The sequence below is a fragment of the Sphingobium sp. B8D3B genome (genome assembly GCF_025961875.1).
Taxonomy (GTDB): domain Bacteria; phylum Pseudomonadota; class Alphaproteobacteria; order Sphingomonadales; family Sphingomonadaceae; genus Sphingobium.
Genome location: NZ_JAOQON010000001.1, coordinates 1,989,520 through 2,001,686, shown reverse-complemented (window position 1 = coordinate 2,001,686; position 12,167 = coordinate 1,989,520). Strand labels below are relative to the sequence as shown.

Annotated in this window: 15 protein-coding genes; 11 read left to right on the top strand and 4 right to left on the bottom strand. The window is 66.1% G+C overall.

The genetic code is table 11. The annotated features are described in order from the left end of the window. Positions 1-217 precede the first annotated feature (217 nt). The 4 genes from M2343_RS09430 to ispH form a co-directional block, all read right to left on the bottom strand. Positions 218-409, bottom strand: a complete 192-nt coding sequence (locus tag M2343_RS09430; protein WP_264576444.1) for a hypothetical protein — start codon at positions 407-409, stop codon at positions 218-220. Between the two features lie 291 nt (positions 410-700). Then, positions 701-1,138, bottom strand: coding sequence for a ribonuclease HI (rnhA, locus tag M2343_RS09425; RefSeq protein WP_181558845.1), 438 nt, complete (start codon positions 1,136-1,138; stop codon positions 701-703). Further along, the gene (thrB, locus tag M2343_RS09420; protein ID WP_264576443.1) at positions 1,135-2,118 is read right to left on the bottom strand and encodes a homoserine kinase; all 984 of its coding nucleotides are present in this window, start codon (positions 2,116-2,118) and stop codon (positions 1,135-1,137) included. Before thrB ends, rnhA begins: the two co-directional genes overlap by 4 nt. 3 nt (positions 2,119-2,121) lie before the next feature. Beyond that, entirely contained in the window at positions 2,122-3,078 is a 957-nt protein-coding gene (ispH, locus tag M2343_RS09415) for a 4-hydroxy-3-methylbut-2-enyl diphosphate reductase (RefSeq protein ID WP_413716047.1), read from the bottom strand. Positions 3,079-3,333: 255 nt separating this feature from the next. Between ispH and M2343_RS09410 the strand changes: the two genes are divergently transcribed. The 11 genes from M2343_RS09410 (at position 3,334) to M2343_RS09360 (ending at position 12,151) form a co-directional block, all read left to right on the top strand. Further along, on the top strand, positions 3,334-3,987 hold the full coding sequence (locus tag M2343_RS09410; protein WP_264576441.1) for a hypothetical protein: 654 nt from the start codon (positions 3,334-3,336) through the stop codon (positions 3,985-3,987). A gap of 71 nt (positions 3,988-4,058) precedes the next feature. After that, on the top strand, positions 4,059-5,786 hold the full coding sequence (gene argS / locus M2343_RS09405; protein ID WP_264576440.1) for an arginine--tRNA ligase: 1,728 nt from the start codon (positions 4,059-4,061) through the stop codon (positions 5,784-5,786). Further along, on the top strand, positions 5,786-6,547 hold the full coding sequence (locus M2343_RS09400) for an SPOR domain-containing protein (protein ID WP_181558849.1): 762 nt from the start codon (positions 5,786-5,788) through the stop codon (positions 6,545-6,547). The genes argS and M2343_RS09400 overlap by 1 nt, the downstream gene beginning before the upstream one ends. A 10-nt stretch (positions 6,548-6,557) precedes the next feature. Further along, on the top strand, positions 6,558-7,574 hold the full coding sequence (nagZ, locus tag M2343_RS09395; RefSeq protein ID WP_264576439.1) for a beta-N-acetylhexosaminidase: 1,017 nt from the start codon (positions 6,558-6,560) through the stop codon (positions 7,572-7,574). Between the two features lie 62 nt (positions 7,575-7,636). After that, the gene (locus tag M2343_RS09390) at positions 7,637-8,392 is read left to right on the top strand and encodes a segregation and condensation protein A (protein WP_264572368.1); all 756 of its coding nucleotides are present in this window, start codon (positions 7,637-7,639) and stop codon (positions 8,390-8,392) included. Continuing rightward, complete coding sequence (gene scpB / locus M2343_RS09385) at positions 8,389-9,006, top strand: SMC-Scp complex subunit ScpB (RefSeq protein ID WP_264576438.1); 618 nt, start codon at positions 8,389-8,391, stop codon at positions 9,004-9,006. The genes M2343_RS09390 and scpB overlap by 4 nt, the downstream gene beginning before the upstream one ends. Positions 9,007-9,101: 95 nt before the next feature. Then, positions 9,102-9,344: a twin-arginine translocase TatA/TatE family subunit gene (locus M2343_RS09380; protein WP_181558851.1), complete on the top strand. Its 243-nt coding sequence runs from the start codon at positions 9,102-9,104 to the stop codon at positions 9,342-9,344. A gap of 29 nt (positions 9,345-9,373) precedes the next feature. Then, a complete protein-coding gene (gene tatB / locus M2343_RS09375; RefSeq protein WP_264576437.1) occupies positions 9,374-9,844 on the top strand; it encodes a Sec-independent protein translocase protein TatB in 471 nt (156 codons plus the stop codon). After that, the gene (gene tatC / locus M2343_RS09370) at positions 9,841-10,629 is read left to right on the top strand and encodes a twin-arginine translocase subunit TatC (RefSeq protein WP_264574577.1); all 789 of its coding nucleotides are present in this window, start codon (positions 9,841-9,843) and stop codon (positions 10,627-10,629) included. The genes tatB and tatC overlap by 4 nt, the downstream gene beginning before the upstream one ends. Positions 10,630-10,724: 95 nt before the next feature. Beyond that, on the top strand, positions 10,725-11,711 hold the full coding sequence (locus tag M2343_RS09365; RefSeq protein WP_264572192.1) for a cysteine synthase A: 987 nt from the start codon (positions 10,725-10,727) through the stop codon (positions 11,709-11,711). 11 nt (positions 11,712-11,722) lie between these two features. Then, positions 11,723-12,151: a hypothetical protein gene (locus M2343_RS09360; RefSeq protein ID WP_264572193.1), complete on the top strand. Its 429-nt coding sequence runs from the start codon at positions 11,723-11,725 to the stop codon at positions 12,149-12,151. Positions 12,152-12,167: the final 16 nt, after the last annotated feature.

Here is a 12,167-nt window from a genome sequence, read left to right as displayed (position 1 = left end):
TTTCTTTGGAATTATCTGGCAGTACTGCCGAATCCCCGCCGCCGTAAGCATCTCGTTGATCGTCTGCAACCGAAGTTGAAGAGCAGCACTGGAAATGCCAGGCCCACTAAAATAATTCGACCCAAGGTTAGGATACGAATTGAAGGCTTCATGGTCTTAGGAGAAGTGCCCGGGGGTGATCGGCATGGCAGTTGAGCACCTGTCATTGATATGACCGTCATACTAGGGCGAGTTTTGCTTTGAAGGTGCAGATTCCCGGCAAATTAAACCGCCGCACGATATCGAAAACGGCCGGCTGCTCTACAAGCACCACAACCGCAACGAGCGCATGTTCGGTGTTCTCGAGGTCAACCGCGCCACAGCAAACCGCTACGAGCAAATAGCCACCAGCGTCCTTGGCATGTTGCATCTCGCTCCCGACAAATAGTCGCTCAAATTTTCTCGCGGCCTAGGAGGGTCGGCATTCGGCGATGACCGAACTGTGTTTGATGCGATGAAAGAAGCGCTCCATGAGGTTGCGCTGGCGGTGGAGCCATCCGGGGAATGCAAAGCGTCTCCGGCGGTCGATGCCACTATGCTGGACGCTCGAATATGGATTGAACGGCGAGACGAGGCGTCGAGTTAGTTCGCCATTCGTCCATCAAGGATGTTGCGCATCGTCTGTTCCTTCCGCTCAAACTGAACTTGAAAGAATGACTACCTAACCCCGCGCCCGCTCCGCGGCATCACTGGCGAGGCGGTCGGCGCGCTCATTCTCCGGGTGGCCGGAGTGGCCCTTTACCCATTGCCAGTCGATCCGGTGGGGCGCGACGGCGGCGAGCAGTTCCTGCCAGAGGTCGGCATTCTTCACCGGTTTCTTGTCGGCGGTGCGCCAGCCATTGCGCTGCCAGCCGTGAATCCAGCGGGTGATGCCGTCCTTCACATAGTTGCTGTCCGTGGACAGGATCACATGGCACGGCCCCTTGAGGGCGTTGAGGCCGGCGATTGCGGCCATCAGCTCCATCCGGTTGTTGGTGGTGTGCGCTTCCCCGCCGGAAAGCTCCTTCTCATGGCCGTTGAAGCGCAGCACCACGCCCCAGCCGCCCGGTCCGGGATTGCCCTTGCAGGCGCCGTCGGTGAATAGCTGGACGGTTTTCACGAGGCCGAGCCGAACAGCGCCGCTGCGTCCGTTTCGGCATAAAAGTCGAGGCGCCGCAGATAGGCCAGCGGGTCCTTGCGCGTCACCAGCGCATTGGCGGGCGTGTTGATCCAGTCATAGGCGCGGGTCAGCAGGAAGCGCAGCGCGGCGCCGCGTGCGAGGATTGGCAGCGCGGCATATTCCTCCGCGGTCAGCCCATGCGTCGCGCGATATCCCGCGATCAGCGCCAAAGCCACGGCGCTGTCGAAGTCCCGCCCGTCGGGCCCGAAGCACCAGGCGCCATGCATGATGGCGAGATCATAGGCGCGGATGTCCGTGCAGCTGAAGTAGAAGTCGATCAGTCCGCCGACCTCATCGCCGCGCATCAGCACATTGTCCGGAAACAGATCGGCATGGATGACGCCACGCGCCAGCGCATCCGGCCAATGCGCGTCGAGATAGGCGAGTTCGGTCCGTACGCGCTGTTCCAGCCCCGGCTGGATGGTATCCAGCGCGCCGCCGCACTCATTGGCGAGGCGGTGCCATCCTTCCGGGCCGAGCGTGTTGGGGCGCTCGCCGGAAAAGCCCTCGGCGGCGCGGTGAAACTGCCCCAGCGCCGCGCCGGCAGACCGGGCCTGCGGCGGGGTCGGGTGAGTCACCGAGACGCCGTTCAGAAACTCGATGAGGGCGGCGGGCCGCTCGCACAGCGTCTGCAGTGCCTTGCCCTCGCGGTCATGGATGAAGCGCGGCACCGGGCAGCCACGCGCGCCGACATGGTCGAGCAGGTCCATGAAGAAAGGCAGGTCCGCCACATCCACGCGCTTTTCGTAGAGCGTCAGGATGAAGCGGGCGCCTTTGCCGTCCGCGCCGGTCGTGTCGACCAGATAATTGCTGTTCTCGACGCCCTCGGCGATGCCCTTGGCGGCGAGCAGTGTGCCGACATCGTAGCGTTCGAGGAAGAGTGCCAGCGTCTCGGCCGGCACCTGCGTGTAGACAGCCATGGCTCAGGCCGCTTCCAGGCCGCGCGGCAGCTTGAAGGTGATCGATTCGGTGGTGGTGAGCATTTCCTCCTCGGTCACGTCGAACCGGGTGGCGAGCTTGTCGATCACGCTGCGCACCAGCACTTCGGGCGCGCTGGCGCCGGCGGTCACCCCCAGCGTCTCGACGCCGGCCAGCCAGTCAAAGTCGATTTCGTCGGCGGTTTCGATCAGGCGGGCGCGCGCGCCGCTGCGGTCGGCGACCTCGACCAGCCGCATGGAGTTGGAGCTGTTCGGCGCGCCGATCACCATCACCGCCTGCGCACGACGGGCGATTTCCTTCGTTGCGGCCTGGCGGTTGGAGGTCGCATAGCAGATGTCCTCGCCCTTTGGCGCGGCAATGTCCGGGAACCGTCGCTCCAGCGTTGCGACGATCTCTGCGGTATCATCGACGGACAGGGTGGTCTGGGTGAGGAAGGCCAGCGACACGCCGGGGGCGGGCTGGAATGCTTCTGCGTCCGCCTGCGTCTCGATCAGCGTCATCGCGCCGTCCGGCACCTGGCCGAACGTGCCGATCACCTCGGGATGATTGGCGTGGCCGATGAACAGGATGTGGCGCCCGGCCTCCACCTGCCGCTCGGCCTGCCGGTGGACCTTGGAAACCAGCGGGCAGGTCGCATCGAGATAATCGAGGCCGCGCGCCTCGGCATTGGCGGGCACGACCTTGGGCACGCCATGGGCGGAAAAGACCACCGGCCGCCCATCGGGCACCTGATCCAGCTCGTCCACGAAGATGGCGCCCTTGGCGCGCAGCCCATCGACGACGAAGCGGTTGTGGACGATCTCGTGCCGGACATAGACTGGCGCGCCGAACTTCTCGAGCGCCCGCTCCACGATCATGATCGCGCGGTCGACACCGGCGCAGAAGCCGCGCGGTGCGGCGACCAGAACGGTGAGGGCGGGGCGCTGGTGAGAGGCAGGCATGTCGGGCATATGTGTCGATCCATTCATCCAGTCCCATTAGGGGCATGGCCGCTCGAGGGAAAGCCGGAAGAATGGGAGAGGGCGCAACGGCCGTCCGGTTCATCCTGCGGTCATCTGGCGCGGGCGAGGTCTTTGCAGCCCGTCCGGGCGACGTGCCCTTTCGGTTGCGCGCCCGTGGGAGCGCGACTAAGAAGCGCGGACCCGATTGTGCGCGGGATATCCCGCGCGCGCCAGAATGAAGGAATTGGAGCCATCGTGCGGATCGCCGCTCTCTCGAAACCCGCCGTTCTGGCAGCTCTTGTCGCCCTGATGGCCGGCTGCGCGAAGCGCGGCGACATCGACTCCGCCGGACAAGGCATCATCCAGTTCCGCACCGCATGCCCGACCGTGGCCGTGGCCGCGCACACCGGCGACGTCACGCTGTTCGACCCGGCCGACAGCCGCGACGCGCGTGCGATCGACGTGGTCGCGACGCTCACCGATGTGCGGCCTGCCTGCACCACGGGTGAGACGGACATTTATTCGCAGGTCGGCTACAAGGTCGTTGCGGTGCGCCGCGATGCCGGGCCGGCGCGGACGGTCGATCTGCCCGTCTTCGCGGCAGTCGTGCGCGGCGCGACGGCGGTGACCGCCAAGCGCGTCACCATGGTGCGGCTGAATTTCGCCGAGGGCGCGCTGCGTGCCGAGGCGACCGGCAGCACCTCTGCCTATATCGATCGCAATGCGGCAACGCTGCCGCCCGAGATCGAGCGCATGATCACCCGCCCGCGCAAGACGGGCGACCAGGACGCGGCGCTCGATCCGCTGGCCCGCCCGGAAGTGCGCGAGGCGATCCAGCGAAGCAGCTTCGAGCTGCTCCTGGGTTTCAACCTGACCACCGACCAGCTCCGCTATAACGTGACCCGCTGACATTTTCCGGCGGCCGGACGACCGCAGCATCCTGCAGCCGCGCCGCCGATGCTGACAGGACCGCTGACCCGATGAATATCTTCGCTCGTATCGCCGCCGCGCTGGACGGCCTTCTGGACGACATGGTGCAGGCTGGCGAATTGCCCGCCGGCCTCAATCGCGCCGCCGTGACCGTCGAACCGCCGCGCGACCCCTCGCATGGCGACATGGCGACCAATGCGGCGATGGTGCTGGCCAAGCCCGCCGGCACCAATCCCCGTGCCCTTGCCGAGCTGATCGCCGGCCGGCTGCGGGCGCTGGCGGATGTCGACGGCGTGGAGATCGCCGGCCCCGGCTTCATCAATCTGCGTCTTGTCCGCACCGCCTGGGAAGACGAGCTGGCAGCCATCCATGCGGCTGGCGCGGACTATGGCCGCTCGACGATGGGCAAGGGCGTGCGCGTCAACATCGAATATGTCTCGGCTAATCCGACCGGGCCAATGCACATGGGCCATTGCCGGGGCGCGGTCGTCGGCGATGCGCTGGCGGCGCTGCTCGAATATGCCGGGCACAGCGTCATCCGCGAATATTATATCAACGATGCCGGCGCGCAGGTGCAGACGCTCGGTCGCTCGGTGCATCTGCGCTACCGGGAGGCGCTGGGCGAGACCATCGCGATCCCCGACGGCTTCTATCCGGGCGAATATCTGATCCCCATCGGTCAGGCGCTGGCGGCGGAGTTCGGTGACCGCTACGTCGGAGCCCCGGAAGCGGACTGGCTCGACCTGTTCCGCGAGCGTGCCGTCGCCGCGATGATGGACATGATCCGCGCCGATCTGGCGCTGCTCGGCATTCATCATGATGTCTTCGCCTCCGAGGCGGCCGTGCAGCAGGCCGGCCGCGTCGATGCGGCGCTGGCCCGGCTGGAGGCGGAGGGCCTCATCTATCAGGGCGTGCTGGAGCCGCCCAAGGGTGAACTGCCTGACGACTGGGAGCCGACCGAGATGACGCTCTTCCGGGCGACGCAGTTCGGTGACGATAGCGACCGGCCGGTGCGCAAGTCCGATGGCGGGCTGACCTATTTCGGCACCGACCTCGCATATCATGCCCAGAAGGCCGAGAATGCCGACCAGCTGATCGACATCTGGGGCGCCGACCATGCCGGCACCGTCAAGCGCATCAAGGCCGCCGTGGCGGCGCTGACCGGCGGCAAGGTCCAGTTCGACGTCAAGCTGGTGCAGATGGTGCGCCTGATGCGCAATGGCGAGCTGGTCCGCATGGGCAAGCGGCTCGGCAATTTCGTCACGCTGGCCGACGTCGTCGAGGAGGTCGGCAAGGATGTCGTGCGCTTCACCATGCTGACACGCAAGGCCGATGCGCAGATGGACTTCGACTTCGCCAAGGTGGTGGAAGCCAGCAAGGACAATCCGGTCTTCTACGTGCAATATGCCCATGCGCGGATTTCCTCGCTGGCGCGCCGGGTGCAGGAGAGCTTCCCGGACGGCCTGCCGGCGGCGGACAGCGCGCTGTTCGGCCCGGAGGAGCTGGATCTGGTCAAGCAGCTGGCCACCTTCCCCCGCGTAGTCGAGGCTGCCGCCAATGCGCGTGAGCCGCATCGCATCGCCTTCTATCTCTACGATCTTGCCGCCAGCTTCCATGGCTGGTGGAACCTCGGCAATGATCAGCCCGAGCGGCGCGTGATCGTCGCGGGCGATGCGGGCCTCACGGCGGCGCGACTGCACTTGAGCGCCGGAATCGGTCAGGTTATCAAGAACGGCCTGGCCCTGATGGGCGTCAGCGCGCTTGAGGAGATGAACTGATGTCAGCCGGGGAGCCGAACAACGGTCTCAATCTTGATGACGAGGACCGGCTGCCCTGGCTGGAGCCCGCAGGAATCGAGGAAGAGACCGAAAGGGTGTCCCCGATCCGCATTGTCGGTCTGGCGGTGCTGGGCCTCGTTCTGCTCGGTGTGATTGTCGCCGGCGGCTATCTGTTCAGCAACCGCGATCGCAGCGGCAGCGATGGCTCGGCGCCGCTGATTGCGGCGGAGAACAAGGATTACAAGGTTCCGGCCAACGCGTCGGACGCGCGCACCTTCGATGGGGAAGGGGACGAAGCCTTTGCAGCCAGCGAGGGCCGGGAGGCTTCGGGGCGCATCGACGCGAGCCGCGTGCCGGAAGCACCGCGTGACGACTTGAAGCAGACCGGCCCGACCGCGCCGGCTCTGGCTGTCCCGGCGGAGCGTCCGGCGGCCAAGCCCACCGTCATCGCGCCGGTCAAGACGGCCGCCACGCCCAAGCCGGCGGCGCCAGCTCCGGCGAAGGTCGAGGATGTCGACACCTTGACCGGGCCGCGCGTGCAGCTCGGCGCCTTTGCCTCGCGCGCCATCGCCGAGGAGGTCTGGAAGAAGCAGTCCGGCCGATTCGATTATCTCTCGGCCCTCAAGCACAGCGTCGAGCCGGTCGAGACGGGCGGACGCACCCTGTATCGCCTGCGCGCCAGCGTCGCTTCCCCGGCGGATGCCACCGCCACCTGCGGCCGGCTGCGCGTGGCGGGCGAAAATTGCATCGTCGTCCGGTGATCTCGGCGCGATGAAGCCGGTCATCTTCGGCCTTGCCGGCGAGCGCGTCAGCGCGGAAGAGCGGGCGCTGTTCCGTGCCTGCGACCCGGCAGGCTACATCCTGTTCGGCCGCAACATCGCCGACCGCGCCCAGTTGCGCGCGCTGACCGATGAGCTGCGCGACATTGCGCGGCGGGACGATCTGTACATCATGATCGATCAGGAAGGCGGCCGCGTCGCGCGGATGCGCCCGCCGCACTGGCCGGACTGTCCCCCCGCCGCACGCTTCGATGCCCTTTATGATCTGGCGCCTTCGAGCGCGATGGAGGCGGCGCGCTGCAATGCCCGGCTGCTGGGCACGATGCTCTCGGAAGTCGGGATCACCGCCAATGCCGCGCCTGTGCTCGATCTGCGCTATCCCGGCGCGAGCGACATTGTTGGGGATCGGTCCTTCGGCGCTGAGCCGATGCGCGTCGCAGCGCTGGGCCGGGCGACGCTGGAGGGACTGAGGGACGGCGGCGTCGCCGGCATCGTCAAGCATATGCCGGGCCATGGCCGCGCGCTGGTCGACAGCCACCTCGCTTTGCCCACGGTCTCGGCCAGCGCCGACGAGATGGAGCGCGACCTCGCACCATTCCGGGCGCTGCGTCACGCTCCGGCGGGGATGACCGCGCATATCGTTTACACCGCCTGGGATGCGGACCGGCCAGCCAGCCTGTCGCCTTATGTGATTCGCGAGATCATTCGCGGCGCCATTGGCTTTGATGGCCTGCTGATGTCCGACGATCTCGACATGAAGGCGCTGAACGGCCCTGCGGATGAGCTGGCCGAGGCGGTGGTCGCGGCCGGTTGCGATCTGGCGCTCAATTGCTGGGGGCGGATGGACGAGATGACGGCCATCGCCGCGCGCTTGCCGGACATATCCGACGCGGCGCGTGAGCGGCTGGACCGGGCGATGGCGAGCATCGCCGCCGGCGCCGATCCGGCCTGGCCGGGCGAGAAGGCGATGGCGACGCGCGACGCGCTCTTGGCGCTCACGCCGGCATGAGCGCCAGCTCGCCCGTCCAGCCTGCCGATAAGGCGCCGACCGGGCTGTTCGATGGCGAGTGGATGGAGCCTGTCCGCCGCCTGCCGGGCGACGCCATCCTCACCGTCTCCGTGGAAAGCTGGGAGGGGCCGCTCGATCTTCTGCTGGCACTGGCACGGACGCAGAAGGTGGATCTGCGCGAGATTTCCATCCTCGCCCTCGTCGAGCAATATCTGCGCTTCATCGAGGAAGCGGCGGAACTGCGGCTGGAACTGGCCGCCGATTATCTGGTGATGGCGGCGTGGCTCGCCTATCTCAAATCCGGGCTGCTGCTGCCCAAGGAAGCGCAGCCTGAGCCCTCGCCCGAGGAACTGGCGCTGCGCCTCCATCTGCGGCTGCAGCGGCTGGAGGCGATGCGCGAGGCGGGCGCCCGCCTGATGGCGCGGGATCGGCTGGGTCGGGACGTTTTCCCCCGCGCCGCGCCGGAAGGATTGCACCGGCCGCGCGCGATCGTGTGGCAGGCCAGCCTGTTCGACATCATTCAGGCTTATGGGCAGGTGAAGGCGCGGACGGCGCCGCGCATCCACATTGTCCATCGCCGGCCGGTGATGACGCTGGATGAAGCCATTGAGCGGGTGTCGCGCCTGATCGGCATGGAGCTGGACTGGGCCGAGCTGGGCCGGTTCCTGCCCGAAACCGCTGATCCGCAGCTGCGCCGCTCGGCGTTGGCCAGCAGTTTCGTCGCAGCGCTGGAGCTCGCGCGGCTAGGGCGCGTCGAACTGCGGCAGGAAGAGACGTTCGCGCCGCTGTACCTGCGCGCGCCGGCGGTGCCGTCATGAGCGTGCCGGAGTTCCATGCTGCGAGCGAGATGGAGCGTCTCGTGGAAGCCGTGCTGTTCGCGGCCGAGGCGCCGCTGACGGTCGCCGAGATCCAGCGGCATAGCGGGCTGGACGGCGATATCCGGGGCTGCCTGTCGGCTTTGGCCGCGCATTATGCCGGTCGCGGGATTGAACTGGTCGAGCGGGGCGGGCGCTGGCATTTCCAGACGGCAGCCGATCTCAGTCATATCCTGCGCCGGGAACGAGAGGAGCCGCGCAAGCTCAGCCGGGCCGCGGTCGAGACGCTGGCGATCATCGCTTATCACGAACCGGTCAGCCGCGCGGAGGTCGAGGCGATTCGCGGCGTGCAGGTCGGCAAGGGGACGCTGGACGTGCTTATGGAGGCGGGCTGGGTGCGCCCGGCGGGGCGGCGAGAGGTGCCGGGACGGCCGCTCACTTATGCGACGACCCCTGATTTTCTGAGCCACTTCGGCCTCTCCAGTCGGCGCGATCTGCCCGGGATCGACGATCTGCGCGCTGCCGGCCTGCTCGATCCGGTCGATCTGGCGATGGAATCGCTGGATTTGCAGGGGAGTCTTGAAAATGACCCACAAGATGAAGAAGATGAGGACTGATCGCCTTATTCGATGAGGCAAGGGCTGATGCCGGGATGGCCATTGCGCTATGGACCCGCAGGGCTTAGTTAGGGCGCATTCACAGGAGATTTCTGATGGGTTTCGGTTCCCCGATTCACTGGGTCGTACTGGTGCTGGTGATCGTGCTGCTGTTCGGCGGCGGACGCATCTCCAGCCTGATGGGCGATGTCGCCAAGGGTATTAAGAGCTTCAAGAAGGGCCTTGCGGATGATGACGGCGATACGGCGAGCGCGGCGAAGCCTGCGCAGCGCATCGATCGCCAGTCCGCAGCCGGCGAGAGCAGCGCGACGCGCGAAGAGCAGAAGCTCGAAAGCTGATCCGGGCGGTCTGATCAGGCCAACCTGGCATGTTTGACATTGCGTCCACAGAGCTGCTGCTGATCGCGGTGGTGGCGGTCCTCGTGATCGGCCCCAAGGATTTGCCACGCGCGCTCTATAAATTCGGTCAGATCGTTGGGAAGGCGCGCGGCATGGCGCGCCATTTCCGCAGCGGCATCGACGCCATGGTGCGCGAAGCCGAGCTTGAGGAGCTGCAGAAGCAGTGGGCCAAGCAGAACCAGAAGATCATGGACGAAACCCGCAATACGGAGTTCAGCGATCCGGCGACCACACCCGCCCTGCAGGATCATAGCGCGCCGGAACTGCTGGGAGATCGCGACGACAAGGTCGCCGCCGATGACGCGCCGTCCCATCCCGGCGAGACGGTCGAGGATGCCGGCCCGGCGCACAAGCCCGACACGTCCGCGAGCGAGAGCATGGCGCAGTCCAGCCTGCCGCTTGGGACACCCGACGAGCCGACCGGACCGCGCACCGCATGAAGGACATTGACGATACCAAGGCGCCGCTGCTCGATCATCTCATCGAGCTGAGAAAGCGCCTGTTGCGCTGCGTCGCCGCGCTCTTCATCTCCGGCGCGGTCTGCTATTATTTCGCGGGCGACATTCTCGGTTTTCTCGTCGAGCCGCTCAAGCAGGGCTTTGGCAACACGGTCGGAAAGCTCGTCTATACCAAGCTCTATGAAGCGTTCTTCGTGGAGCTGAAGGTCGCCATGTTCGGCGCCTTCTTCATCTCCTTCCCGATCACTGCCAACCAACTCTGGGCGTTCATCGCGCCGGGCCTCTATGCCAAGGAAAAGCGGGCGCTGCTGCCTTTTCTGCTGGCAACGCCCATCCTGTTCGTCGGCGGCGCGGCCTTCGCTTATTATCTGGTGATGCCGACCGCATTTCACTTCTTCCTGCGCTTTCAGGGCGATGCGGGGGGGATGCAGCTGGAAGCGCTGCCCAGCGTGGACAGCTATCTCAGCCTCGTCATGCAGTTCATCCTGGCCTTCGGCATCAGCTTTCTTCTGCCGGTGCTGGTGATGCTGCTCAATCGCGCCGGCATCGTCTCGCGCGCGCAATTGGTGGGTGCGCGGCGCTATTTCATCGTCGGTGCGGTGGCTGTGGCGGCGGTTCTCACGCCGCCCGATGTGGTTTCGCAGCTCATGCTCGCGATACCGCTCATCATCCTCTACGAAATGACGCTGATCTTCATCTGGTTCACGGATCGGCGCGCGGCCCGCGAACAGGGCGAAGACGAGCAGGCGCTCGTCCGGTCCGAATAAGCCCGTTCCGGCAGCGCTGCGGGACAAGCTTGGCTTGCGGCGACCATGCAATCTCCTGCCTTGCCCAGCGCGCTTCGTCGTCCTAGTCAGTCGCTATGACCGTCCATCCCAATACGATCTCCCTCATCGGTAATACGCCGCTCGTCCGGCTGGCCGGGCCGTCCGAGGCCAGCGGCGCCGAAATCTACGGCAAATGCGAGTTCATGAACCCCGGCGCCTCGGTCAAGGACCGCGCCGCCCTGTTCATCGTGGAAGATGCCGAGGAAAAAGGCCTGCTGCAGCCCGGCGGCACCATCGTTGAGGGCACGGCCGGCAACACCGGCATCGGCCTCGCGTTGGTCGCCAATGCCAAGGGCTATCGCACGATCATCGTCATGCCCGAGACGCAGAGCCGCGAGAAGATGGACACGTTGCGCGCGCTTGGTGCCGAACTGGTGCTCGTCCCCGCCGCGCCTTATGCCAATCCCGGGCACTTCGTGCACACCTCGCGCCGTCTCGCCGAGGAAACGCCGAACGCGATCTGGGCCAATCAGTTCGACAATATCGCCAATCGCAAGGCCCATATCGTCGGCACGTCCGAGGAAATCTGGGCGCAGATGGAAGGGCGGATCGACGGCTTCACCTGCGCGGCCGGAACGGGCGGCACGCTTGCGGGCGTCGGCCTCGGCCTCAAGCAGAAGAGCGAGGCGATCACCATCGCGCTGACCGACCCTTATGGCGCGGCGCTGTACAATTATTACGCCCATGGCGAGTTGAAGGCGGAAGGCTCTTCGGTCGCCGAGGGGATCGGGCAGGGGCGCATCACCGCCAATCTCGAAGGTGCGCCGATCGACACGCAGTTCCGCATGTCTGACGAAGAAGGCATGATGTGGGTCGAGAAGCTGATGGGCGAGGGGCTGTGCGTTGGCCTTTCCACCGGTATCAATGTCGCCGGTGCCGTGGCGCTGGGGCGCAAGCTCGGGCCGGGCAGCCGGATCGTCACCATCCTGTGCGACACGGGCCTTCGCTATCTTTCCACGCTTTACAATCGGGACTGGCTGGTTTCCAAGGGATTGACGCCTTTCCCATGGTTGGCGGACTAGGGAGCGCAAAGATGGCGGACAGTCGGCCCGAACGGGAAGCAGTGAGCCGCAAGAGCGACGTTCGCGCCCATCGTGAAGAGTTGCAGCGCGTGCAGATCGGCCTGGTCGGGCTGGCCGCGGTTCTGCTCGTCGTTACGCTGGCGAACCTCATCGTCGATGCCGTCCGTCAGGATGGGACGAGCGATACCGCGACGATGTCGAGCGATGCCTCGTCCGCCGCCGCACAGACCGGTGGCGCCAATACGACCGGCACCCCGGCGCCGACCAACAACGAGCCGCTGGCGGATCTGGGCGTCACCCCGACCACATCGGACAGCGCCGCGCCCATCCTGCCGTCACCCGTACCCGATCTGGAGCCCGATCCGCAATTGCGTCAGCGCATGGATCAGGACCGCGATCAGGCCCAATCGCAGCGCCCCGCCCAGCAGCAGACGCCCTGAGCCGTCGCCCGGTTGC

Coding starts and splice junctions, on each gene's coding strand:
- thrB (WP_264576443.1), bottom strand. CDS start 2,118: ATGGCTGTCTACACGCAGGTGCCGGCCGAGACGCTGGCACTCTTCCTC.
- M2343_RS09365 (WP_264572192.1), top strand. CDS start 10,725: ATGACCGTCCATCCCAATACGATCTCCCTCATCGGTAATACGCCGCTC.
- nagZ (WP_264576439.1), top strand. CDS start 6,558: ATGAAGCCGGTCATCTTCGGCCTTGCCGGCGAGCGCGTCAGCGCGGAA.
- M2343_RS09430 (WP_264576444.1), bottom strand. CDS start 409: ATGCAACATGCCAAGGACGCTGGTGGCTATTTGCTCGTAGCGGTTTGC.
- tatC (WP_264574577.1), top strand. CDS start 9,841: ATGAAGGACATTGACGATACCAAGGCGCCGCTGCTCGATCATCTCATC.
- M2343_RS09360 (WP_264572193.1), top strand. CDS start 11,723: ATGGCGGACAGTCGGCCCGAACGGGAAGCAGTGAGCCGCAAGAGCGAC.
- ispH (WP_413716047.1), bottom strand. CDS start 3,078: ATGCCTGCCTCTCACCAGCGCCCCGCCCTCACCGTTCTGGTCGCCGCA.
- M2343_RS09390 (WP_264572368.1), top strand. CDS start 7,637: ATGGAGCCTGTCCGCCGCCTGCCGGGCGACGCCATCCTCACCGTCTCC.
- M2343_RS09380 (WP_181558851.1), top strand. CDS start 9,102: ATGGGTTTCGGTTCCCCGATTCACTGGGTCGTACTGGTGCTGGTGATC.
- tatB (WP_264576437.1), top strand. CDS start 9,374: ATGTTTGACATTGCGTCCACAGAGCTGCTGCTGATCGCGGTGGTGGCG.
- M2343_RS09400 (WP_181558849.1), top strand. CDS start 5,786: ATGTCAGCCGGGGAGCCGAACAACGGTCTCAATCTTGATGACGAGGAC.
- scpB (WP_264576438.1), top strand. CDS start 8,389: ATGAGCGTGCCGGAGTTCCATGCTGCGAGCGAGATGGAGCGTCTCGTG.
- argS (WP_264576440.1), top strand. CDS start 4,059: ATGAATATCTTCGCTCGTATCGCCGCCGCGCTGGACGGCCTTCTGGAC.